20 protein-coding genes and 4 pseudogenes are annotated in these 24,131 nt (G+C 61.9%); 9 read left to right on the forward strand and 15 right to left on the reverse strand.

What is annotated here, in order from left to right; genetic code table 11:
* Positions 1–207 precede the first annotated feature (207 nt).
* The gene (locus IVA92_RS08425; protein WP_247278977.1) at positions 208–1,788 is read left to right on the forward strand and encodes a Fic family protein; all 1,581 of its coding nucleotides are present in this window, start codon (positions 208–210) and stop codon (positions 1,786–1,788) included.
* Between the two features lie 329 nt (positions 1,789–2,117).
* Here the strand turns inward: IVA92_RS08425 and IVA92_RS08430 are convergent.
* Both IVA92_RS08430 and IVA92_RS08435 read right to left on the reverse strand, forming a co-directional pair.
* Positions 2,118–2,291: pseudogene (locus IVA92_RS08430) on the reverse strand (PIN domain-containing protein); the annotation flags it as partial.
* A pseudogene (locus IVA92_RS08435) lies at positions 2,288–2,491 on the reverse strand (plasmid stabilization protein); the annotation flags it as partial. The pseudogenes IVA92_RS08430 and IVA92_RS08435, both read right to left, overlap by 4 nt.
* Before the next feature lie 1,054 nt (positions 2,492–3,545).
* Here IVA92_RS08435 and IVA92_RS08440 point away from each other — a divergent pair.
* A pseudogene (locus IVA92_RS08440) lies at positions 3,546–3,920 on the forward strand (helix-turn-helix domain-containing protein); the annotation flags it as partial.
* Positions 3,921–4,119: 199 nt separating this feature from the next.
* Here IVA92_RS08440 and ccoS read toward each other — a convergent pair.
* From ccoS to IVA92_RS08495, 11 genes are all read right to left on the reverse strand, one after another.
* A complete protein-coding gene (gene ccoS, locus IVA92_RS08445; protein ID WP_247279006.1) occupies positions 4,120–4,287 on the reverse strand; it encodes a cbb3-type cytochrome oxidase assembly protein CcoS in 168 nt (55 codons plus the stop codon).
* Positions 4,287–6,479: a cation-translocating P-type ATPase gene (locus IVA92_RS08450; protein WP_247278978.1), complete on the reverse strand. Its 2,193-nt coding sequence runs from the start codon at positions 6,477–6,479 to the stop codon at positions 4,287–4,289. Before IVA92_RS08450 ends, ccoS begins: the two co-directional genes overlap by 1 nt.
* An 11-nt stretch (positions 6,480–6,490) precedes the next feature.
* On the reverse strand, positions 6,491–6,976 hold the full coding sequence (locus IVA92_RS08455; protein ID WP_247278979.1) for a FixH family protein: 486 nt from the start codon (positions 6,974–6,976) through the stop codon (positions 6,491–6,493).
* Positions 6,977–6,991: 15 nt separating this feature from the next.
* Complete coding sequence (ccoG, locus tag IVA92_RS08460; RefSeq protein ID WP_247278980.1) at positions 6,992–8,458, reverse strand: cytochrome c oxidase accessory protein CcoG; 1,467 nt, start codon at positions 8,456–8,458, stop codon at positions 6,992–6,994.
* 109 nt (positions 8,459–8,567) lie between these two features.
* Positions 8,568–9,443: a cytochrome-c oxidase, cbb3-type subunit III gene (gene ccoP / locus IVA92_RS08465; protein ID WP_247278981.1), complete on the reverse strand. Its 876-nt coding sequence runs from the start codon at positions 9,441–9,443 to the stop codon at positions 8,568–8,570.
* A 6-nt stretch (positions 9,444–9,449) separates the two neighbouring features.
* On the reverse strand, positions 9,450–9,614 hold the full coding sequence (locus IVA92_RS08470) for a cbb3-type cytochrome c oxidase subunit 3 (protein WP_247278982.1): 165 nt from the start codon (positions 9,612–9,614) through the stop codon (positions 9,450–9,452).
* Positions 9,615–9,627: 13 nt separating this feature from the next.
* On the reverse strand, positions 9,628–10,362 hold the full coding sequence (gene ccoO, locus IVA92_RS08475; RefSeq protein WP_247278983.1) for a cytochrome-c oxidase, cbb3-type subunit II: 735 nt from the start codon (positions 10,360–10,362) through the stop codon (positions 9,628–9,630).
* 10 nt (positions 10,363–10,372) lie between these two features.
* Positions 10,373–12,022: a cytochrome-c oxidase, cbb3-type subunit I gene (gene ccoN, locus IVA92_RS08480; protein ID WP_247278984.1), complete on the reverse strand. Its 1,650-nt coding sequence runs from the start codon at positions 12,020–12,022 to the stop codon at positions 10,373–10,375.
* Positions 12,023–12,218: 196 nt separating this feature from the next.
* Positions 12,219–12,644 (reverse strand): CBS domain-containing protein, encoded by a 426-nt coding sequence (locus IVA92_RS08485; RefSeq protein ID WP_247278985.1) that lies wholly within the window; start codon positions 12,642–12,644, stop codon positions 12,219–12,221.
* Between the two features lie 37 nt (positions 12,645–12,681).
* Complete coding sequence (locus IVA92_RS08490) at positions 12,682–13,119, reverse strand: universal stress protein (protein ID WP_247278986.1); 438 nt, start codon at positions 13,117–13,119, stop codon at positions 12,682–12,684.
* 48 nt (positions 13,120–13,167) lie between these two features.
* Positions 13,168–13,512: a hypothetical protein gene (locus IVA92_RS08495; protein ID WP_247278987.1), complete on the reverse strand. Its 345-nt coding sequence runs from the start codon at positions 13,510–13,512 to the stop codon at positions 13,168–13,170.
* 188 nt (positions 13,513–13,700) lie between these two features.
* Between IVA92_RS08495 and fixL the strand changes: the two genes are divergently transcribed.
* The 4 genes and pseudogenes from fixL to IVA92_RS08515 form a co-directional block, all read left to right on the forward strand.
* Positions 13,701–15,218, forward strand: a complete 1,518-nt coding sequence (gene fixL, locus IVA92_RS08500) for a sensor protein FixL (RefSeq protein ID WP_247278988.1) — start codon at positions 13,701–13,703, stop codon at positions 15,216–15,218.
* A gap of 3 nt (positions 15,219–15,221) precedes the next feature.
* Positions 15,222–15,839, forward strand: a complete 618-nt coding sequence (fixJ, locus tag IVA92_RS08505) for a response regulator FixJ (protein WP_247278989.1) — start codon at positions 15,222–15,224, stop codon at positions 15,837–15,839.
* Positions 15,840–15,883: 44 nt separating this feature from the next.
* Positions 15,884–16,303, forward strand: coding sequence for a response regulator (locus IVA92_RS08510; RefSeq protein ID WP_247278990.1), 420 nt, complete (start codon positions 15,884–15,886; stop codon positions 16,301–16,303).
* 103 nt (positions 16,304–16,406) lie between these two features.
* Positions 16,407–17,102, forward strand: a pseudogene (locus tag IVA92_RS08515) (helix-turn-helix domain-containing protein); the annotation flags it as partial.
* A gap of 457 nt (positions 17,103–17,559) precedes the next feature.
* Here the strand turns inward: IVA92_RS08515 and IVA92_RS08520 are convergent.
* Both IVA92_RS08520 and IVA92_RS08525 read right to left on the reverse strand, forming a co-directional pair.
* Positions 17,560–18,084 (reverse strand): EAL domain-containing protein, encoded by a 525-nt coding sequence (locus tag IVA92_RS08520; protein ID WP_346658120.1) that lies wholly within the window; start codon positions 18,082–18,084, stop codon positions 17,560–17,562.
* 546 nt (positions 18,085–18,630) lie between these two features.
* Positions 18,631–19,869: a cytochrome P450 gene (locus IVA92_RS08525; RefSeq protein WP_247278992.1), complete on the reverse strand. Its 1,239-nt coding sequence runs from the start codon at positions 19,867–19,869 to the stop codon at positions 18,631–18,633.
* Positions 19,870–20,432: 563 nt separating this feature from the next.
* Between IVA92_RS08525 and IVA92_RS08530 the strand changes: the two genes are divergently transcribed.
* The 3 genes from IVA92_RS08530 to IVA92_RS08540 all read left to right on the forward strand — a co-directional run bounded on the left by IVA92_RS08530 (position 20,433) and on the right by IVA92_RS08540 (position 23,606).
* Positions 20,433–20,759 carry a GcrA family cell cycle regulator gene (locus IVA92_RS08530; protein WP_247278993.1) on the forward strand — a complete coding sequence of 109 codons (327 nt, stop codon included), beginning with the start codon at positions 20,433–20,435 and terminating at the stop codon, positions 20,757–20,759.
* Positions 20,760–21,890: 1,131 nt separating this feature from the next.
* Complete coding sequence (gene hemN / locus IVA92_RS08535) at positions 21,891–23,222, forward strand: oxygen-independent coproporphyrinogen III oxidase (RefSeq protein ID WP_247278994.1); 1,332 nt, start codon at positions 21,891–21,893, stop codon at positions 23,220–23,222.
* Positions 23,223–23,456: 234 nt separating this feature from the next.
* Entirely contained in the window at positions 23,457–23,606 is a 150-nt protein-coding gene (locus tag IVA92_RS08540; RefSeq protein ID WP_247278995.1) for a hypothetical protein, read from the forward strand.
* The last annotated feature ends 525 nt before the right edge of the window (positions 23,607–24,131 follow it).

Here is a 24,131-nt window from a genome sequence, read left to right on the forward strand (position 1 = left end):
ATTTGGGAGGCCCTGGGCGAGCGTAGGCATAACCGGGTTTCTTGCCGATCGGCGGGCCACATTCTCAGCCGGACAAGCGCGTATCGTCGGCCTTCCACCGGAAGGCGCAGCTCGGCTTCTCGGTCTAACGGAGTTTTAGTGAGGTGCTCAGCATAATACTATTGACGTTGAACAGCATTATACTATTGTATTCGCACGACATCAAACATGCCCTCCCTCCACGAAAAACTCGCCCAGTCCCTCACCGAGCTGAAGACCCTCAGCAACGGCGGAAAGCGACGAATCTTCCGGAGCGACGAACTTTCGCGCACCCACCGCGAACGGCTGGTGGAGGCCGGGTTCCTGAAGGAGATCATCAAAGGATGGGTGCTGATGCCGCGACCCGAGGAGCGGTTGGGCGACCGCACGTCCTGGTACTCGTCGTTCTGGGAGTTTTGCCGCGCCTACTGCAACGAGCGCTTCAAGAGTGACTGGGTCCTCTCGGCAGAAAGTTCAATCCCGCTACTTGCAGAAAATCTTAACGTTCCGAAGCAGGTCGTGATCGCGGCACCGACCGCCAATAACCAAACCCAGCCCCTCCTCCATGGCACCTCCCTCTATCTGTACAAGGCGACCAAACTGCCGGTGACCCCGGTCGAGACCGCCGGGGTTCAGACCTTTCCGGCGCCGCAGGCGATCTGCGCTGCCGCGCCAGCTTTCTGGCAGACGCAGAAGAACGACGTCATCGCCCTGCTCGGTTCGCAGAGGAATGCCAGTGCAATCCTAAAAGTCCTCCTGGAAGGCGGACATGCGGCCGTGGCGGGGCGCATCGCCGGGGCGTACCGACTGCTGGGTAACACGCGGGCCGCCGATGATATCGTCACCGCGATGACGGCGGGCGGGCACGATGTCAGGGAAGATGCCGATCCATTCAAGGCGCCGGTACCGATGCAGCTTCCAAGCCGGGCCACGCCACCAATCATGACGCGAATCCGTCTCATGTGGGCGGAGATGCGCGAAAAGGTGTTAGCAAATTTCAAGCTTGAGCCGCGGCGTATCAACGATCATGACGGATATCTGGCCGCGATCGACGAACGGTACACCTCGGACGCGTACCACTCGCTTTCTATCGAAGGCTACTCGGTCACGGAGGAACTGATCGAGAAGGTCAAGACCGGGAAATGGGATCCCAACGGCAGCGATGGAGATCGCAAACAAAGGGATGCAATGGCCGCGAAGGGCTACTGGGATGCGTTCCAGCTGGTCCGTGGCGCGGTCGCCCGCGTGCTCAACGGCGAGGACGCCGCCGAGATCGCCGATCGGGAGCACCTCGACTGGTACCGGGCCCTCTTTCAGCCCTCAGTTCAAGCCGGCATCATCAAGCCCGAAAACCTCGCCGGCTATCGAACTCACTTCGTTTTCATCAGGAACTCGGGACACACACCGGTCGCTTGGGAATCGGTACCTGACGCCATGGAGGCTTTTCTTGATTGCCTGAAGGAGGAGAAGGATCCGCGCGTGAGAGCTGTGCTCGGACAGTTCGTATTCACCTTCATACACCCTCTTCCAGACGGCAATGGCCGAACGGGCCGCTTCCTCATGAATGTCATGATGGCATCGGGAGGACTGCCTTGGACAATCATTCCCGTCGGCAGACGCGACGAATACATGCGGGCACTCGAGAGCGCGAGCGTACAAGGTGATGTTGGTCCCTTCGCCGCATTCCTGGCAGACTGTTGTCGTCGTGAACCGCCTCCGCCCCGGCAGAGCCTTCCGGGAGAACTCCAAGCGCTGGCGGACCTCGGTTGAGGATCGCGCCGGACGAGGGCCCGGCAAAAGCCAGTGTCACCAAATCGCGCGCGCAAGTTGCGAGCCATCGCACGGCGAGATGCCGCCGTAACCGGCACCCGTGGGCTAACCTCGGAGCGCGCGCGATCATGATCGGGATTACCACATGATGATGATCAGCGATCAAGCTGACCAGCACCGATCCCGATCGGCGTGATTCCGATCATCATCCTCGGCGGCATCAGCATGCCGATGTCCAGGAGCAGCAGCAGCACGCCATTCCTCTGTCAGCCTCAGAACGGACGGTGGGAGGCCGTTCTCGGCTGCAAGGTCGAGGTGCTGACCAAGGGCTTTCTTTCTCTCGACCCGCGCGGCAGCGCGCGGATGCCGAACAACAGTTCGGCGATGGTGACGCTGGAGAAAAACAGCGTCTCGGCCGCCTGGGCGTCGAGCCAATCACGGACCGATGGATGCGGTTCGGGCTTCATCGCCTCGGAGACCACATTGGTATCGAGCAGGATCATTCGAAGCGCATCGGCTCAGCGGGACGCGCGTCGCGGCCATATTCAAGTGCCTCGACATCGGCATTGGTGAGGCCGATCTTCCGGCTCATCTCCGAAAGGGCGGTGCAGAGCCGCAGCCGGCCCTCGGGACGCACGGCGGCCTCCAGAATGGCGCGCATTTCCGCTTCCGCGCTGCGATTGTGCTGCGCCGCGCGGACTTTCCCCTTGTGGCAGCACCATTCTCAAGCGCGATCGTGCTGCACGACCGGGTCCACGAAGGTGATATGCAACGTGATCGGCCCTCTGGAACCGTCGAGCAACACGCGAAGCCTGCTGCGCGTAGCACCGAACCCGAGAACGACTCCTTGCTTGCCGCTCAGACGCGGTCCAGCCGCTTCGCAAACGACTACACGCTCACCCACGGTCCAGTCGTGGAGCGTACTTTCACTGGCGCATGCCACTTTGAGTGTCCCAGGACTTTACCCGTCCCAATTCCAACCACGCCGAAAGAGACGATCTGCACATCGGGTCCCTCCGGTCCGACACGCCTCGAAATGCTGCAAGACTCGCATAATCGCGGCCCGACGCCTAGTCGAATTATGTGTATGGCGAGCTCTGCCCGGCGGTTCAGGGCCGGACTGGATCCACCAGTTGGAGTACGAACCTCCCGAATGCTGGTCTACTTTGAATTAGAGGATCCTTTTTGCAGTGGCGTTTATCAATTGGTCTAGGAGGGCCTAACGGGCGCTCTCAGGGCAATGAGCGTTCTGTCCACCGTCGCGACGATATCCGCGACCGTGCTGTGGTCGGCATCGCGGTGGTGCTGTTCACGACGCATGACCATTCGGAGGTTGAGGACGATGACTGCCACAAAACTCTCGCGACCCTTCCGTGAAAGAAATGCTCTCGAGCACCTGGGACCGGGAGCTGGCGAAAGATCTTGCCCAGGAAGTCGAGATCTGCACAGGCGACCGCGCGAAACGTTCGCCGAGATGCGCCGCTTCCTTGCCGTCAAGGGCTACCGGGAATTTCTGCCGGCCGCAGAGGGCTCGCGTAAAAAATCGTCGAAGACGCGCTGAACTTGGTCGCTCACGCGATACGCTCCTACGCGCTCGAGAGGCCGGCTCTATCCGCCACGCCTTTCCGGAGCGCAGCCTTCCAGGACGCGCTCCGCGCCCTCGCCGTCCGCTGCGTTCGGCGGCTGGTCGGCCAGCCGGCGCTCGTGGCCAGCGAATGGGCAAGCGGGCAAGGACAAGGAGATCTTCGGCGAGGGCCCACCGCATCGCGGCCGAAGCGATCCTCAAGACCACGGTGCGCCTGGTAAACCGGGCGAGCCCGGACAAGGCGGCCAATACAGACATTCAGGTCGCGCGCAAGCTCTGGGTCCTGACGGCCGGCGAGCTGAAGCACGCGGAGGACCACATGCTGCTGCTCGGCCGCAAGAACGCCATGGAGGGTCGCGACCTTCCTGCTCGAGACGGACATCCCGCACCGCGGCCGCCGGCCTGATGGCCGTCCGAGTGCCACCGTGACATCGGCGACTATTTCGGCCTCATCCTGGAGACGGTCTCGCGAGCCCTGTCAGAGCTTCACGCCCAAGGCCTTCTCGGCTTCTCCGGAGCGCGCCAGATCGTGCTGCGCAATCGCCAGCATTTGCCGGACATGAAGGTCGGACTCCCGCCACGCCGCCGGTCCGTTCAGTTGCGCCGCCTTCGATTGGGAACAACGCCCCCCACGCAGTGACACAACCTGCCGTCATAACAAACCTGGTCAACCCTCTATGAACGACGACAGGGATGCTCTCCCATTCACTGGAAGTCCGCCGCACCTCGTGCGGAAGGCTACCCCTTTACGGCTTAGCCGGGGCCTCTTGCGGCGGCTCGTCGTCGGCAATTGCCCGCCACGCTGCGCCGTCGAAGTCGTCATACTGACCGCTCCGAAGTGACCAGAGGAAGGCGACGAGGCCTGCACCTCCGAGTGCCAGCGCCAGCGGGACTAGGATCACCAGGATTTCCATCACGCAATCTCCCGCGACGCGCTACGCCCCCGTAGCGAATTCAGCATGACCAGGATCGACGAGCCGCTCATCGCGGCTGCTGCGATCAGGGGCGTCACGACGCCGCTGATCGCGATCGGCACCGCCAGGACATTATAAGCGATCGCGAGCCAGAGGTTTTGCCGCATCAGGCGCAGCGCCTTGCGCGCGGAATCGATGGCCGCGACCACCGGCGCCAGCGGCCGGCTGAGGAAGATGAGATCGGCGGTCGCCTGGCTGAGATGCGCGGCCGAGATCGGCGACATCGAGACATGAGCGGCCGCTAGCGACGGCGCATCGTTCATGCCGTCGCCGACCATCAGCACCTTGGCGCCGCGCCGCTTCAATTCCTCGATCCGCGCGATCTTGTCGGCGGGCGTGACGCCGGCGCGCCACTCGGGAACGCCGAGAGAATAGGCCGCCGCCCTCACCGCCGGCTCGCGATCGCCGGAGAGAATTTCGACGCCGATGTTGCGCGCCTTCAGCGCCGCGATCACGGCTTGCGCATCCGGGCGGAGGCCCTGACGCACCGAAAGGATGAATTTTTCGGCCCCCTTGCAGAAAGCCACGCGGGAGGCTTCCGGATCTAGATCGGCACCGTCGCCGACCAAGGCATCGGCGCCGCAGAATGACGGACGGCCGAGACGAATCTCGACGCCGTCGACCGTTACCCGCACGCCCTGCCCGGCCTCCTCGATTGCACCCACGATCGGCGATTTGGCGACGGCGGCCTGCGCGACCGCGGCGGCCACCGGATGATGGCTCGACAGTGCAAGTCGACCGGCGAGGTCGAACATGTCCGCGGGGATGTCGGCCGCATTCGTCACCTCTAGATCCGGCAGGGTGAGCGTGCCGGTCTTGTCGAAGATGACATGATCGGCTTCGGCCAGCCGCTCGATGACGTCGCCGGAATTGAGCAGCACGCCGGATTTGAACATGGCGCCGGAAGCGACAGTCTGCACCGTGGGAATCGCAAGGCCGAGCGCGCAGGGACAGGTGATGATCAAGACAGCAACGCCTGTCACGACCGCATCATGCCAGCCCGCACCGGCGATGATCCAGCCGAAGATGGTGAAGAGCGCAGTTGCATGCACCACCGGCGCGTAAAGTCGCGAGGCGCGGTCGGCGAGCCGCATGTAGCGCGAGCGGGCCTGGAGCGCATTGTCGAGCAGCCGCGTGATCTCCGCGAGCAGCGTCGCCTCTGAGGCCGCCGAGACCCGCACCCGCAACGTGCCCGAGATGTTCATCGATCCCGCATAGACCGGCGTGCCCTGCTCGGCGGTGACATAGAGCGTCTCGCCGGTGATCAGGCTCTGGTCAATCTCGGAGCGCCCCTCGATCACGGTGCCGTCGACCGCGCAGCGCTCGCCGGGCCGCAACAGCAAGATATCGCCGGGATGAATCGCCGCCACCGGCACCTGCGAAATTTCATCGGGGCCGACGAACTTCGCCGCGGTCTCCGCCTTCAGCGCGGCGAGATTGCCCGCGACCGCGCGGGTCCGCCGCCGCATGTTCTGGTCGAGGAAGCGGCCGACCAAAAGAAACGTGAGCAGCATGATCGCCGCGTCGAAATAGGCGTGCTCGGCGTGGTGGATGGTCTCGACCACGGACATGCCCAGCGCGAGGCACACGCCGATCGAGATCGGCACGTCCATGTTGGTGGTCTTGTGCGACAGCGCGCGCCAGGCCGAACGGAAGAACGGCTGGCCGGCATAAGCTGCCGCCGGCAGCGCGATCAGCGCCGACAGCCAGTGGAAGAAGTCGCGCTGCTCCGGCAACATGTCCGAGACATTGCCGGACCACACCGGGATCGACAGCATCATCACGTTCATGGTGGCGAACGCGGCGACGCCGAGACAGCGCAGCAGGAAGCGCGATTCGGCAACTTCAGTCGCCTCCGCGCTCTCGGTCTCGTAAGGGTAGGCCTTGTAGCCGAGCTCTTCGAGCCGATCGATGAGACGGCTTGGGTCGAGCGTGCCCTGCTTCCATTCCAGCGCGACGCGCCGCTCGGTGAGGTTCACCCGCGCCAGCGTGACGTCGGGAATCGCCGACAGTCCGCGCTCGATCCTGGCCATGCATCCGGCGCAGTGAACGCCGTCGACGGCGAGATCGATGTGCTGGACGCCTTCGCCCGCGGTCCGGACGTAGTACGAAAAGTCCCGCGTGATCTGCATGGCGAAATCCTTCAGTTCAGAATCACGCGGTTGCGTGACAGGAAGACGCGCGTCCCCCGCGCCTCACCCGCGATCACCAGGTCCCACTGGCCCGGCGCGAGGGACGCGGCATCGCCGCGATAGAGGCCGATGCCCGCCTCGGTGAGCTCGACGGCGAGATCAGCGCGCTTGTCGGTCGGCCGCTCCAGGCGTCCGCCGAACCTCAACCCGCTCACCGGCTGCCCGGCAGCGTCGCGCGCTTCGACCTGGAGCACGGCATTGCCATCGGCGCGCCGCTCGATATGAGCGTTAACCTGCCATTTGCGCGCGGCTTGATCCTGCGCCGCCGAGATCTCGCGGTCATAAGTGAGGCCTGCGGCATAGGGGCTGTCGACGTCGGTGCCGGGCAGCGTCGCGATCGCGAGCTTCATCATGGTGACGTTGACGCCGATCACGACGCCGAAGAAGGCGACCAGCATCAGGAACACCTTGGTCCCGGTGAGCGGCTTGGATGCCATGGGTGTCTCCTGGACTTACGGCGCGACGAAATTGTCGGTGGCGGATGCGGCCTCGCCGAGCCCGATATCGGTGACGTGGAAGCGGACGAGAATCGACTTCTCCGGATTGCTCTGCGCCGGCGCGGTCACGAGCATGCGCAGCTCGCTGGTGGAGTCGCGGGGGATCACGATCATCGGCCGGTCCGGCGTCACGGAGTCGACGCCGATGACGTGAATGGTCGCGTTGACCGGGCCGTTGGCGTCGATGGCGATGACGCGGTCATAGCCGCTCTTGTTCAGCAGCCGGACCGTGTAGGCGTTGCGGATCGAGCCGTCGCTGAGCCTGACCGCGACCGGATTGCGGTCGTGCAGCACGTTGACGTCGAGCAGGCTGCGGGTCGCGAGGGTGTAGATCATGATGCCGCCGACGCCCGCGATGATCGCGCTGTAGGCGACCGTGCGGGGCCGGACGATGCGGTAGACCGGCGCCTTGCCTTCCTGGCGGCGATGGATGTTGATGTCGTTGTCGTAGCCGATCAGCCGCTTCGGCCGGCCGATCTTGGCCATCACGTTGTCGCAGGCGTCGATGCAGAGCCCGCACTGGATGCATTCCATCTGCGGTCCGTTGCGGATGTCGATGCCGGTGGGGCAAACCGCGACGCACTGGTAGCAGTTGATGCAATCTCCGACCTGCTCGCCGAGCGCACTCAGCTCGGCGGCCTTCTTGACCGAGGTACGCTTCTCGCCGCGATCGTAGCGGTAGGTGACGTTGAGCGCCCATTCGTCGGTGAGCGCCGCCTGGATCCGCGGCCAGGGGCACATATAGACGCACACCTGCTCGCGCATGAATCCGGCGAGCACATTGGTCGTCGCGGTGAGGATGCCGATCCAGGCGTAGGCGATCATCGGCGCCTGAAAGGTGACGAGCTCCTTCACCAGCGTCGGCGCGTCGTTGAAGTAGAGCACCCAGGCGCCGCCGGTCCACCAGGCAATCAGGAGGCAGATCGAATGCTTGAGCACGATCTCCAAGATGCGCTCGAGCCTCATCGGATCGGACGATTTGTCCTTCTTCATCCGCTCGCGCCGATCGCCTTGGATCAGGCGCTCGACAGCGTAGAACAGGTCGGTCCAGACCGTCTGCGGACAGAGATAGCCGCACCAGATGCGGCCGCCGACCGAGTTCATCAGGAACAACGCCACCGCGGCGACGATCAACAGGCCCGTGAAGTAGTAGACCTCCTGCGGCCACAGCTCGATGAAGAAGAAGTAGAAGCGGCTGTTGGGCAGATCGATCAGCACCGCCTGGCTGGGGGCGCCGAGACCGCGGTTCCAGCGCACGAAGGGCAGCAAGTAGTAGAAGCCGAGGCAGAACGCCATCAGGCCCCATTTGATCCGGCGGAACGTGCCGGAGACGCTCTGGGGATAGACCTTCTTCCGGGCAGCGTAGAGCGGCCCGTAATCGTCGTCCGATGTGAGTTCGTTCGGGCTCACGATCTTGTTCATCGCCTGGTACTTTTTGACAGGTGCGATTAAACCTAGACCCGACGCGGCGCCGTCCATTGATCCAGCGCAAACGGGGGCGTTTTGTTCGCCCCCGTCTTCCGTCAATGGGCTATTTTCCACCGCCCAGCGAGTGGACATAGACCGCCATGGCCTTGATGGTGGCCGGATCGAGCCGCCCCTCCCAGGCCGGCATGACGCCGCCGCGGCCCAGGCTGATGGTTTCGATCAGGCTCGCCTCGTCCGAGCCATAGAGCCAGATCTTGTCGGTGAGATTCGGCGCGCCCATCTCGGGGTTGCCCTTTCCGCCGTCGCCATGGCAGGCGACGCAATTCTCCGCGAAGATCTTTTCGCCCTTCGCCGCGTCGTAGCCCTTGCGGGTCGACAAGCCCGATAGCGACCGGACGTGATTGGCGACCGTGACGATCTCGTCGCCCTTCAGCACGCCGTCCTTGCCGAAGGCGAGCATTTGGCCCTCATGCGCCTTGGCGTGACCGGAACGCGCGCCGAACTGGATGGTCTGCATGATCTGGTCGAGCGTGCCGCCCCACAGCCAGTCGTCGTCGTTCAGGTTCGGATAGCCTTTCGCGCCGGCGCCGCCGCTGCCGTGACACGGTGCGCAATTGTCGCCGAACACGGTTTTCCCCTTGGCGCGGGCAAGCGCCAGCAAGGCCGGATCCTTTTCGATGTCGGCGAGTGAGGCCGCGCCGAGCGCCACCATCTTGTCGCCGCGGATCTTCTCGAGATTGGCGAGCTCGACTGCGACGTCGGCGCGGGACGAGTATCCGAACATGCCCGTGGTGTTGCTGGAGATCAGCGGCCAGGCCGGATAGACGAGCCAGTAGCCGATCGCCCAGACGATGGTGAGGTAGAAGGTGACTACCCACCAGCGCGGCAGCGGCGTGTTGAGCTCCTTGATGCCGTCCCACTCGTGCCCGGTCGTGGACCTGCCGGTGACGGAATCGATGTCGCTATGATGATCGGTCATGATCTCTCACTCCTCCCGCAACGGCAGGTGTGCCGCTTCGTCGAAAGCGGGCTTGTTGCGAGGCCAAAATGCGTAGGCGATGATCGCGAGAAAGATCGCGATGAAGACCGGCGTCCAGATCGTGGTCACGAGACCGGACGCAAGATTGTCGAGTGTCAGGATGGCTTTCATCGTTGATGCCTTCTCAGCGAAAATTGGCTTTCTCGTTGTAGATCTTGAAGTCGACCAGCGTGCCGAGCATCTGCAAATATGCGATCAGCGCGTCCATCTCGGTCGGCGTGCCGGTCTTGCCGTCGAAATTGCGCACGACGGCCTTGGCGTAGCGCTTGCTGAAGGCATCGCTGCCGGAATTGTCCGGATCGGCCTGGGCCTTCATATCGGCGCCGGCGCTCGCGATCTGATCGTCGGTGTAGGGCACCCCGACGGTTCTCAGCGTACGCATGTGGTCGGCGATCATGTCGGGATCGACCTCCGTCTGACTGAGGAACGGATAGCCCGGCATCACCGACTTCGGCACGATCGCGCGCGGGTTGGTCAGATGGGTGACGTGCCAGTCGTCGGAATATTTGGCGCCGACGCGAGCAAGGTCGGGACCGGTGCGCTTGGAGCCCCACTGGAACGGGTGGTCGAACATGCTCTCGGCGGCGAGCGAGAAGTGGCCGTAGCGCTCGACCTCGTCGCGCAGGGGGCGGATCATCTGCGAGTGGCAGAGATAACAGCCTTCGCGGACGTAGACGTTGCGGCCTGCGAGCTCCAGTGGCGTATAGGGCCTGACACCGTCGACCGCCTCGATCGTGCTCTTGAGGTAGAACAGCGGCGTGATCTCGACGAGACCGCCGATCGCGATCACCAGCAGGATGCCGACGATCAGGATGATCGAGTTCTTTTCGAAGACTTGATGGCGTGTCCAGAACGACATGGAAAACTCCTCATTCCGCCGGCTGAAGAGCGAGGGGCCTCTGGACTTCCGCTTCGCCGACGCGAACCGTCATCCAGAGATTGTAGGCCATGATCAGCGCGCCGATCAGGAACAGGCCGCCGCCGGCGGCGCGGATGATGTAGAAGGGATGCATCGCCTCGACCGTCTCAATGAAGGAATATTCGAGGAAGCCGAGCGAGGTGTAGGCGCGCCACATCAGACCCTGGAGGATGCCCGACACCCACATCGCCGAGATGTAGAGAACGATGCCGAGGGTTGCGACCCAGAAGTGCCAGTTGACGAGTTTCAGGCTGTAGAGCCCCTTGCAATTCCACGCCCATGGTACCAGGCAGTAGAGCGCGCCGAAGGAAACGAAGCCGACCCAGCCGAGCGCGCCGGAATGCACGTGGCCGATGGTCCAGTCGGTGTAATGGCTGAGCGAGTTGACCACCTTGATCGACATCATCGGGCCTTCGAAGGTCGACATGCCGTAGAAGGCGACGGAGACGACGAGCATGCGCAGCACAGGGTCGGTGCGCAGCTTGTCCCAGGCGCCCGACAGCGTCATAAGGCCGTTGATCATGCCGCCCCAGGAGGGCATCCACAGCATGATCGAGAAGGTCATGCCCAGCGTCTGCGTCCAGTCCGGCAGCGCCGTATAGTGCAGATGGTGGGGACCTGCCCAGATGTAGAGGAAGATCAGCGCCCAGAAGTGGATGATCGACAGCCGATAGGAATAGATCGGCCGCTCGGCGCGCTTCGGGATGAAGTAGTACATGATGGCGAGGAAGCCGGCGGTCAGGAAGAAGCCGACCGCGTTGTGGCCGTACCACCACTGGAACATGGCGTCCTGGATGCCGCCCCAGGCGACGTAGGATTTGGAGCCAAACACCGAGACCGGGAGGGCCGGATTGTTGCCGAGATGCAGGACCGCGATCGTCACGATGAAGGCGAGATAGAACCAGTTTGCGACGAAGATGTGCGGTTCCTTGCGCTTGATGATGGTGGCAAGGAAGACGAGCAGATAGGCTACCCACACAATCGTCAGCCAGAGATCGGCGTACCATTCCGGCTCGGCATATTCCTTCGACTGGGTGACGCCGAGCAGATAGCCGGTGCCGGCGATCAAGATGAAGAAATTGTAGCCGATCACGACGAACCAGGGCGCGAGGTCGCCGGCCAAGCGCACGCGGCAGCTCTTCTGGACGACGTAGAAGGACGTCGCGATCAGCACGTTGCCGCCGAAGGCGAAGATCACGGCGGAGGTGTGCAGCGGACGCAGGCGGCCGAAGCTCATCCAGGGCAGATCGAAGTTCAGCGCCGGCCAGGCCAGTTGCGAGGCGATGATCACGCCGACGAGGAAGCCCGCGATGCCCCAGAACATCGCCATGAAGGAGGAAAACTTGATCGGGCCCATGTTGTAGTTGGGGCGGCCGTTGATCTCAGCCGGCGGCAATGCCGCCGGGCGATCGAAGTACCGGTTGATGATGCAGAACACCGCCGCCAGGCTCGCCGCCGCGCTGAGCGCGGCGTGGAAGGCGAAGGACGCGTCGAGCGCCTTGGCCGAGGCGATCACGCACAAGAAGGCGGTGACTGCGAACACGATAGCCAGGCCGCTTTCACCTGACGTCATGGATTTGGAGAGGGCGGGCTGGCTCATGCGGATTCTCTCTGAAAGAACACGTCGCCAGAAACCACATTCGCCCTCGCGGGGAATTGATTGAAATCAAGCTAGCTGGGTTTCCGTTGATGTGAGACCGATGCGGATCAGGGAGTAGTATCAATTGCTTGCGCACGGCACGGCGCACACCGCGAAGCATTGCCTCCGGAAAATCACGGAGCTTGAAATCGCGGGATCAGTCCCGCGCGGTGGCCTTGAGCGCCGCGATGACGTCCTCGCGGGCGATGATGCCGACCAGCTTCCTTGCGCCGTCGAGCACGATGATGCTCCTGATGCGATGCTCGACCATGATCTGGAGCACGCGCGTCAGCGTTGTGTCGGGGCTGACATAGATGAACTCGGGCGTCATGACGTCGCCGATCTTGCGGCTCATCAGGTCGGGATAGCGCGTCAGCATCTGGCTCGGCGTGAAGGCGAAACACTTCAGGATGTCGAATTTGCTGACGATGCCGACCACCTGCCCGTCATCCTCGACTGGATAGGAGTTGAAATCGTCGCGCTCGAACATCTCGCTGAGTTCGAGCAGGTCGAGATCGCACTGAGCCGTCCGTACGTTGCGTGTCATGTAGCCGCCGACGGTCTGTTCAAGAGACTTGTACACGGCGCGTCCTCCTGGATTGGTCTGGGTTCGCCGGCCGTCAGTGCGACAGGAACACGCAGCGGGCCGATTGCGTCATCAGATGATGCGTGGCGCCGCCGAGGATCAGCTCGCGGAAGCGCGAATGACCGTAGGCGCCGGCGACGATCAAGCCGGCGCCGATGTTATAGGCGATCTTCTCTAATTGCGCGGCGGCGGTTTGGTTTGTCGCGGCTTCCGGGATGCGCGCGATCGCAGCGAGGCCGTGGCGAGCGAGCCATGTGGCACCGTCCGTGACGCGCCCCATCGCGGCCGAGCCGTCGCCAGCGTATTCCGGAAGCTCGACGATGGTTATGTCCTTCGCGTTGCGCAGCCTCGGCAATACATCGACAACCGGCCGCCGTGCCTCGGGCGTGTCCTTCCAGACTATGAGCACGCTACGCATATCGAGCCAGTTGACTCCGTCGGTTACCATCAGGAGCGGCCGGCCAGCCTGCATTACCAGATCCTTCAGGCTTGCAAGCGAAAAGGCATCGGAGAAAGCGGGCTATATCCGCCGCTGACGACGATGTCGGCGCACCGCACCTGCGCCAGGACAAACCGCCTGGGAAAATCCAGGGCGCTGCGCCATTCCGAGTGTCCGCCGCGCGCCTTCGTCGCGGCGCGGATTGCGCCTCCAGCTCGGCAAGGCGTTCCTGACGGAAGCCTGCTCCCGATCGATCAGCCCTAGGGCCTCGGCGCCATCTGCGAAATAGAGCGGCGGAGCGAACTGCGCCGCGGCAACGCCGACAATGGTCGCCTCGAACCGCTCGGCGAGTTCGCCCGCGACCTGAAGACGTGCCTCGTTGGGCTGATCGAGCGCCAGGCTGACCACCACGGTCGGATATGTCATCGGGAGCCTCCGGGCAGTACGTTGCTGTGGAAATCTAGCCGCGCCGACGCAAGGCAGGATGAGGTAGATCAATTTTCGGCGCCCAGTTGGGAGAAATCCGCCGATCAGACATCCGAACTTGCCTCCGGTCCGGCCTTGGGCGAAATTGCCGCCACGGGACCCCGCCGCGGGAGAATGGGAGCAATAGCTTGTCGCTGAGCCGCGTAACGCATCCGCCAGAGGACGCTCGCGGCGAGCATTTCGGCGTTCGGATCGAAGGCTTTGGCGTCGGCACCTGGGATCTCGATCTCAGGATGCGCGAGCTGGAGTGGTCGGAAACCGCGAGAATGCTGCTCGGCATCGAACGGAATCAACCGGCGAGCTATGAACTCCTTCTCTCGCGCCTCGGTCCCGCGGACCGCGCGCGCCTGGAGAGCGCGATCGAGCATGTCGTCGACCACGGCGGCGGCTTGGACGTATCCTTCAGAGTTGCCAATGCCTCAGGCCTGGGGCGCTGGATTCGCGCCCGGGCAGGTCTCATCCGGGACGACGCCGGTGCCGCCCGCCATCTCAGCGGCATCTTTCTCGACGTCAACGAGGAGAAACAGGTTGAGGAGGCACTGCGCACCCGCGAGACTCACCTCCAGTCGATCCTCCGGACCATTCCCGATGCAATGATCGTCATCGACGGCCACGGCATCATCCAGCTCTTCAGCACGGCGGCCGAGCGCCTGTTCGGCTGGCCCGAGCAGGAGGCCATCGGCCAGAACGTCAGCATCCTGATGCCTGAGCCCGACTGCACCCGCCACGACGGCTACATCGCGCGCTACCGCACCACCGGAGATCCGCATATCATCGGCATCGGGCGTATCGTGACGGGCAAGCGCCGCGACGGAACCACCTTTCCGATGCATCTGGCGATCGGCGAGATGCAGTCGGGCGCCGAGCCTTATTTCACCGGATTCATCCGCGACCTCACCGAGCATCAACAGACCCAGGCGCGGCTCCAGGAATTGCAGTCCGAGCTCGTCCATGTCTCGCGGCTGACCGCGATGGGCGAGATGGCCTCTGCGCTCGCCCACGAGCTCAACCAGCCGCTCGCGGCGATCAGCAATTATATGAAGGGCTCGCGACGGCTGCTCGCCGGCAGCAGCGATCCGAGCACACGGAAGATCGAAAGCGCGCTGGACCGCGCCGCCGAACAGGCGTTGCGCGCCGGCCAGATCATCCGGCGCTTACGCGACTTCGTGTCTCGCGGCGAGTCCGAGAAGCGGGTCGAGAGCCTGTCCAAGCTGATCGAGGAAGCCGGCGCGCTTGGGCTTGCCGGCGCCCGCGAGCAGAACGTGCAGCTCCGCTTCAATCTCGATCCGGACGCCGATCTCGTCCTCGCCGACCGGGTGCAGATCCAGCAAGTCCTGGTCAATCTGTTTCGCAATGCGCTGGAAGCGATGGCGCAGTCGCCGCCGCGCGAGCTCGTTATTGCCAACAGCCGCATCGCCGATGATGTGATCGAAGTGGAGGTGTCCGACAGCGGGTCCGGCTTCCAGGGCGACGTCATTTCAAACCTGTTTCAGACCTTCTTCACCACCAAGGAGACCGGCATGGGCGTGGGACTGTCCATCAGCCGCTCCATCATCGAGGCTCACGGCGGCCGCATGTGGGCCGAGAGCAACGCATCGGGTGGCGCAACATTCCGCTTCACCCTCCCGGCAGCCGACGAGAACTGATTCATGACAACCAAGGGACATGTCTACGTCATCGACGACGACGAGGCGATGCGGGACTCGCTGAATTTCCTGCTGGATTCCTGCGGCTTCGGCGTCACCCTATTCGACAACGCGCAAGGCTTCCTCGGCGCCCTGCCCGGCCTCGCCTTCGGCTGCGTAGTCTCGGACATCCGCATGCCGGGCGTTGACGGAATCGAGCTTCTCAAGTGCATGAAGGCGCAGCACAGTCCGTTCCCGATCGTGATCATGACCGGTCACGGCGACGTGCCGCTCGCAGTCGAAGCGATGAAGCTTGGTGCGGTCGACTTCCTGGAAAAGCCGTTCGAGGACGACCGCCTCGTCACCATGATCGAGGCCGCGATCCGCCGGGCCGAACCGGTCGCCAAGAACGAGGCTATCGCTCAGGATATGGCCGCCCGTGTGGCCTCGTTGAGCCCGCGCGAGCACCAGATCATGGAGGGGCTGATCGCAGGTCTCTCCAATAAGCTGATCGCCCGCGAATACGACATCAGCCCGCGCACGATCGAGGTCTACCGGGCCAATGTGATGACCAAGATGCAGGCCAACAGCCTCTCGGAACTGGTCCGGATGGCGATGCGCGCCGGCATGCTGAAGGATTGAGGCAGGTCAAGGCACGTGTGCGGGCCTGTGGTAGCCACGCAGGCATGATCGAGATCGGCTCGCCCCATCAGCGGCCCCCAGGCGCATCGGCAAAGCCCACCGTCTACGTGGTCGACGACGATGCCGCTGTGCTGGGATCCCTGCGCTTCCTGCTGGAAACCGAGGGTTTTGCCGTGCGGACCTTCAGGAGCGCTCCGGCGCTGCTCAATGCGACGACCCCGCCCGGCGCGGACTGCTACGTGATCGACTACAAGATGCCTGACATCAATGGCATCGAGTTGGCCTGGCGGCTGCGTCAATCCGACGCCGACAGGCCCGTGATCCTGATCACCGGCTATCCCGACGGAAATATCTCGGTAAAGGCAGCGGCGGCAGGGATCACGGACGTGATTTTGAAGCCGCTCCTCGATGAAAACCTGGCGAAATGCATCCGCCACGCCATCCAGGACAGGCGCGGCCACTGACCTACGGGATTCTCCGTAGGTAAACCTCCTTAAGATATCGCTCGAAATTTCCGGATCGCGCGATCCCGCGTACCAATGCACCATCACAACGGAGATGGCGCAGATGCTGACCCAGACGCTCAAGACCCAGGCGATTAAGACCCAAATCGGCGGTAAGATCGCTCCCGCGCTTTCCGTTTCCGAACAGTTCGGCGCGATCGCCGGACATGCCGGCCTCGTTGCCACCGAGTTCTCTTATCGCAAGGACGAGGAGATCTATGGCGAGGACGAGCCCGCCGAATATGTCTATCAGGTCGTCTCCGGCGCGGTGCGCAGCTACAAGCTGCTCTCCGACGGCCGCCGTCAGATCGGCGCGTTCCATCTTCCCGGTGACGTGTTCGGCCTCGAACCCGGCCAGACGCATCGCCTTGCGGCCGAAGCGATTATCGCCACCAGCGTACGCCTCGTGGAGCGAGCCAGCCTCGAAAGGTCCGCCAGCACCGACGTACAGGTCGCGCGCAAGCTCTGGGTCATGACGGCGGGCGAGCTGCGTCACGCCGAAGATCACATGTTGCTGCTGGGGCGCAAGACGGCGATGGAGCGTGTTGCAACCTTCCTGCTCGAAATGGATCGCCGCCTCGCCGTCGCCGGCATGATGGCACTGCCGATGTGTCGGCGCGATATCGGCGACTATCTCGGCCTCACGCTCGAGACCGTGTCGCGCGCGCTCTCGCAGCTTCACGCAAAGCGCATACTCGGCATCTCCGGCGCCCGCCAGATCGTACTGCGCAACCGCCAGCGCCTGCACAATCTCGATGCCGGATCGCTTTCACCCGGCCGCGTTTCTCCTCTCCGACTTGGCCCGCCGAACGCATTTCGGCGGGCCTTTCTTGCCGCAATCAAGCCGCGGGCTGCGTTTCCGGCCAAGAGGATCAGAGTTGCCAAAACGTGTGCCAACTGCTGCGGCGGAGTTGAAGCCCAAAACGACCAAACCGGTTCGACCTCCCATCAGGTTGTGGCCTAGCAGCCGGCCTGACGTTACGGTGCGCGCAGGCGAATGCGGCGCGGATGTTGACGTCCTCTAGATCATCCTGATTTTCGCGGTACTGGGCCTGCTGGCAGCTCTCGCACCAGTGACGCCGGTCTGGATTTCAGTCCGGGTCCTTCAATGCCGAATCCTGAAGACAGCTTTGTCGAGCCCGCCGCAATCTCCCCTACAAGGCCGACTGGACGAGAGATGGGACCCTCGCCTTGGACCGACTTTCCGCCGCAAGACGCTACGGGCGTCCGATCAAGTAGCCTTGCATCTCATCAGAGCCCTCCTGGACAAGGAGCGACATTTGGACCTTCGTTTCGATCCGTTCAGCAAGCACCGGCACGCCAAGACCCTGAGCGAGCCGATGACAGCGCGAACGATGGCCAACGATCGCTCGTTCTGTCCAAGCGAGCCCACGAATGCCCGATAGATCTTGATCCAGTCGAGAGGGAAGGCCTCGATGGTAGGACAAGGAGGAATACCCGGTCCCGAAGTCGTCCAGCGCGATCAGGATGCCGAGGCTCTTGAGCGATTGCATCGTCTTCTTCGCGCGCAAGACATCCTCGATCAGCACGCCTTCGGTGATCTCGAGCTCGAGGCCGGCCAGCGACAGCCCGCTTTCGCCCAGCGCCTTTCGGACTTGCGCATCGAGGTTCTCCCTGCGGAATTGCGCGGCCGAGACGTTGACGGCGATCCTCAAGAGTCGGTTCCACGACGCGGCCTCACGGCAAGCTTCCATCAGCACCCGGTCGTCAATCTGGGCAATCGAACAGCCTCAGACCGCCGCTCACGCCGCTTAAGCGCGATCAGCCTACCGCCAAAAAGGCCTTGCCCGCTCAGGCATGTCGAGGGGATATCGCATGACAGAACTGTCGGGTGGACGCGCTTTTTGAAGCCAAGCGACCGGGGTGGAAAGTTCCGGCAGGCGATCGCCCATGGAAACAAAGCCATTACGGATCGGTCCGCCACTTGGGGCTTCTCGGAGAGAGCCGATCCGCTCACCATCCCTCCAAGGTGAACGCGAGCGACCGTTTCGCCCAGAACAAGCCGAGAGGGCCGCTCGGCCGAGCACAACCAGGACACAGAAAGCGAGGCCGTCGAAGGTGGTAGCAGGGGGTGGCGCGATGAATATCGCAACTGCCCGGCCAAGGTCTTCGGCGGGATAGCGACGCTGTGGCCCTGCCGGCAATCGTCAAAACACCCGGAAGCCCGCAAGGCAACCCCGGTGAACTTACCGAGACAACTGGTCTCCACGAGGTCCTAACTGGTTCTGCACGATATGACCAGTGTTGAATGTCGCTCGCAACCGAGACTAACCTGGAATCTGCACCGGCAGTGCGGAATAACCGTGCATAAAATTGGATTGAACTCGCTCCGGTTCGCCGACCACCTTTACCTCCAGAGATCGCTTCAGCATCTCCTGCCACAGGATTTTCAGCTGCAGCTCTGCAAGATGCCTACCCATGCAACGATGAATCCCAAAGCCAAAAGAGAGATGTTGCCGTCCATGTTTTCGATCGATGATGAAGCTGTTGGGGCTAGCAATAACGTCGTCGTCTCGGTTGCCAGAGATGTACCACATCACAACTTTATCGCCTCGCCTGATTTGCTTGTGCCCTATCGTGAAATCGTCCACAGCGGTCCGGCGCATATGCGCGATAGGCGTTTGGTATCGTATAATCTCGGATACCGCCCCCGGCACTAGCGAAGCATCATCGCGGAGTTTTCGCAGTTGGGACGGATTTTGACTCATGAACAAGACGCCACCGGTAATTGAGTTGCGCGTAGTATCGTTACCTCCAACAATCAGCAGAATGAGGTTGCCCAGGAACTCACATTGCTCCATGTTTCGGGTCGCCGGTGAATGCGCCATCATAGAGATTAGGTCAGCGCGCGGCGCGGATTTTGCCCGTTCGCTCCAAAGCCGTGTGAAATAATCCAAGCACTCGGACAGCACCGCCTTTCGCTTTTCCCAGCTGTCGATCTGGTGGCCCATTTGTGGACTCAAGGCGGCTACGTCCGACCAGTAGGTCAGCAGCCGCCGATCTTGAAATGGAAAGTCGAACAGCGTGGCCAGCATTTGGGTCGTCAACTCGATGGAGACTCTATCGACCCAGTTGAAGGTATCATTGCGCGGCAAACCGTCCAAGATCTTCTGAACCCGCGAGCGAATCAAGCCTTCAAGCTTGGCCAGGTTCTCCGATGCCGCGATCGGACTGACAGTCTTACGCTGCTGAGCATGGACAGGAGGACTCATCTTAATAAAACTGGGAGTCCAATACTTCTGCGGCGGGTCCACAATTGTGACGCTTCGCTCTGACGTGAATATTGTGTGATTTGAATCCACGGCTACGATGTCGCGGTATTTTGTTATCGACCAATATGGGCCGTACGGGCTGTTTTCGCAGTAATGGACGGGATCTTCCCTTCGCAGCCGCTCGAAACAAGGCCAAACGGTATCATCTTCAAAGCGCTTGGGCTCGCTTACATCAAGGCGGCTCAGCGGGATGTCAGCCTCCTCGCAGGCGTTCTCTGCCGATAAGTCTGTCATGATTGTCTCGCGGACGTTGGCGTGCAATTTTGAAAGCTCGGCTCATGCGCTATTTTGCACTCGCATGGAAGCTCGGTCGAAACACAACGAGCCGGGCTCTACAGTAACAATGTGTGACGCATGTCCATGGCTCGGCTTCGCGAGAGCTCGCACAATCGTCAGAACTCTAAAATTATCTTACGGCCGAAGTTACTTGGGAACTTGGTTCGGCCCTGGTCGATGAAGAATAGTGAAAAGGCGAGCGAAGCTCCCCTATCAAGATTGGGGAGGCGCGCGAACTCGCTTTTGTGTTAGTCAACATCAGGACGCAAGCGCTCGCAGCGATGGCACCAAGCGGCACGCCCGGTTCCCACTCGACTACTTATATTGCGCGAGCAGATGGGACCCTAATCACGGTAGGGACTAAGAAGAGAGCGCGGTTTGCCAAGGACACTCGTTTTTCCTTCACTCGCGATGCGGGCTTTCGTAGAATGAATGAACAGGAGACCAAACGCGGCGATCGTGCGCGAGCCGGACGAAGAGTAAACTAACCTGACCTCACAACTGGCACTAAAGTAGCGTCCATGCGCTGGAATAAAAGAGAATTGGCACAGCTGGAAAAGCTCTGGGCCGCGGGACAGAGTGCCGCGCAGATCGCGCGTCATCTCGAGTGCAGTCGCAACGCAGTTTGCGGCAGGCTAGCTCGGTTGGGCCTAACTCGAGGTCACAAGCCACCAACAGCAAAACCCAAGATTAGACCCGCCCCGAAGCGAAGGCCGACGGCGATGGCGGCTGGTCGCGATTGCGTCGGAAAGAAGCTGTCGCAAAAGGCGCTAGATAGCCAGCCTCAGGAAATGAGCAAGCGGCAGCTTTACGCGATGCTAGCTGAGGCAGTCAGGAATACCGCGTAGAACTATCAGGCGCGCCGCGATCTCCCGGGCTATGCGCCGTACATGGTCCATCCGGACGATTTGCTTGTTGGTTTGCGCGCTTTGTGGCTATGGGACGAACAGTGGCGTCGAGTAGAATGTTCGCGGCGGAGGCTCGATCGTAGGTCAAGTCATCCGATCTCAAGAGGCTGGATGTACTGAATTAGAAGAAGAATGCGTTCTGGTTCTTGAGCCTCGTTTTCGGCTATGCGTCGTCGGGGCCCGACGTCCTGGTTGCGCCGTGTTTGGAAGTTTCTGCACACGCCGTGCCCGACGAGGACGCGAGCTCGGGTGAAGCCGCTTGACCGTGAGCCTGTCCCGATGGAACCTCCGACAGGTACCGCCCCGGCGTCGGTGACAAGCTCAGCCATGGAGCAACTTCACGGACCGCCGAGCTCTCGAGATATTGTCGGACGTCGGTCAAAAATAGACTCCTGCAGTGCCCAGACACGCGAAGACGACCACCACCCACCATAGGTGCCTTGACGATCTGTGCAAAACCGGTGGCAAGTCTGAAACGGCTGTTCAAGTTCATCGATCACTTCTCCCTCGCCTACCGGCTCATTACTTTTTCCATACCAACTGCGAGAACACACTCACGCCAACAGCCGTGGCGCCGCGCGACACCGACGATCCTCGCATTGGTGAAGTTCGACTACGTACCGGGATGTCCCCGAGCCGGCGCAGGATCCCTGGGTAAACGGGGAATACGCCAGGCAGAAGTCAACTACCAAACCTTGTCAGTTGATAAACATTGCGAGGCGACGTATCAATTTCGATCGATGAACCTCGCACGAGTCAGTTCGTGGAGCAGTTCGAGCTCTAGCAGCGTCAACGGCCCCGGTGGATGTCTCGTTGGCGAACGTCGGAGATTAGCGAAGCGGAGTTGAATCTGGGGCCCCGCCGTGGCCGTGTTGATTCGAGTATCTCGCGTGCAGCAGTTGTTCTCTGTCTTCGAGAGGAACGGCTTGCTATCCCACACCGCGTTTCGTCAGCAGATCGGCCGTCACGCAAGCTCCCAATTGTCTAGCGACATTCCCGACTACTGTCGGCAAAAGGGAATGCAAAAGACTTCGCTTGCGACCACAAAATTCGTAAACATAGGAACAATCGTTGCAGACCTCGGTCCTGGAAAAGTATTGCGATGCTCGCCTTCCTTGGTACACCATCTATCCAACTGTAGCCCAGTTCTCCACGGTGGTCGGCGCCGAAGCCTCTGAGAAATGGCTGCAGCGCCTGCCGGTTAATGAGTCCGTGTCGCTCTATTTCCACGTTCCGTTCTGTCGATCGATTTGCTGGTATTGCGGCTTCGCTCGAAGCATCACTCGCCGGGATTCACCCATCCTAGAATATTTGGCGGTTCTTCGTAAGGAGATCGAGTTGGTCGCGGCGCAGGTGCCGCAACGGCTGCCTGTGAGCGACGTGCACTTCGGCGGTGGAACGCCGACCCTCATCGAGCCCGCGCAGTTCGGGGCACTGATGGAACTTCTGCGCCGCCGCTTTGCGGTTTCGAAAACGGCCGCCATCGCTGTTGAGATCGACCCGCGCACGTTCACGCTCGCCACATCCGAAGCGTTAGCGGCTGCCGGCGTGAACCGCGCGAGCCTGGGCGTCCAGAGCTTCGATCCAATTGTTCAAAAGGCCATTAACCGCGTTCAGAGTGAGGCACAAACAGAGCGCGCTGTCGAAATGCTGCGGCAGCATGGAGTAATGCGCATCAACTTCGACCTCATCTACGGTCTGCCAAATCAGACGGTGCAGTCCTGCGTTCAGACCGCGACTACGGCGGTGGCCATGCGACCAGACCGGCTTGCGGTATTTGGCTACGCGCATGTTCCTTCCTTTAAGAAGAATCAGCGCCTGATCGACGAGGCAGCGCTGCCAGACGGCCCTGCCCGTGCAGAACAGGCCGCGGCAATGGCCAATACACTGATTGCTGCGGGCTACCGCCAAATCGGACTTGACCATTTCGCCTTGCCGGACGATGAGCTCGCGCTGGCGCAGAAAGCCGGTCGCCTGCGGCGGAACTCACTGGGTTACTCGGCCGACACCTGCCATAAAGTCATCGGTTTCGGCCCGTCGGCCATCGGCCGAGTTGGCGATGGTTACGTCCAGAATGAAGTTGCAGCGGGTTCTTACAGCCGCCAAATCAAAGCCGGCCGTCTGGCGACGTCAAAGGGCTACTGTCTCAGCCTTGAAGACCGCGTCCGGGCCGCAATCATCGAGCGGCTGATGTGCGATTTCGAGGTCGACGTGCCGGCAATTTGCATTGCTCATGGATTTGACCCGGTCCCGTTCCTCGGTTCACCCGAACGCTTGGCAATGCTCGCCGAGGATGGGATCGTGGAGGTGGAAAAGGGATTCATCCGCGTGAGGCAGGAGCATCGTTTTCTAACTCGCGCCGTGGCCGCCGCATTCGATGCTTATCTTGGCGCGCCGCTCTGACAAGACCAGCCAAGGAGCGCTGATCGTATGAATGCATTACCTTCCGTTACGCGCCCAGAAGCCCGGGTAACGATTTTCGCTCACCTGGTGCACTCACGTACAGCGCCAAATTCGTAAAGGACGCCGTCCGCAGCTGCGCGACGAGAGCCGACCCGGCCCTAGCCGCGAAGTCAGCTCGGCGAGTTGCTGCCGGCAATTGGACCCCCCGACTGCAACGCAGTCCGCTCAAGCGGCGTGACCGACAAAGTTCATCACATCACCACCATTGCCCGTGTGGCCGCGGACCTCGACCAGGACGACGACTGGCTGCGGGACGTCGCCAACAAAATGGCGATCGAGGACGGCTTCATTTGGGTCTACCGCGTCGGAGAAGATGAGATGTAGGCGTTCAGCGACTTCGGTATCTAAAACCTGATCGAGCTCGTCCGGATGTACGAGGATATTTCGACCTCCTCAAGCGCTGGCAGCCCGGGATACCGCAATCAGCCTGGGGTCTACGCTGGATACGAACTCCCAGCAAAGAGGAGCGCTTCGTGGTGATGCACGACGGATCCTATTGATGTGCATGGTCGCCGCTCGACCAGGATCGCTACGGATCGCTGCGTGCAATCCAGAGCAGCAGCTGGTCGACGCGATGAGCTAGACCAAAGAGCACAAAAGGACCGGCGCCGGCGCGACACGGCGCCAACGATAATCGAGCACTACAGTTAGAACCGGATCCCGCGGGATCGAAACAAGTTTCCCGTAAGAGCCTCGCGCAACCGGAATCGAAGCGACCTTCCCGAATAGCACCCCTCGATGCTGCCATACCGGAGTTCGTCCCGAACGCCGGGACGGTCTCGCGCCGAGCGGCACGACAGATTCGCACAGCGAGGCCGACGTCCCGCGCCCGGTCAACCTACCAAACCT

Origin of the sequence: Bradyrhizobium sp. 154 (genome assembly GCF_023073875.1) — a bacterium.
GTDB lineage: Bacteria > Pseudomonadota > Alphaproteobacteria > Rhizobiales > Xanthobacteraceae > Bradyrhizobium.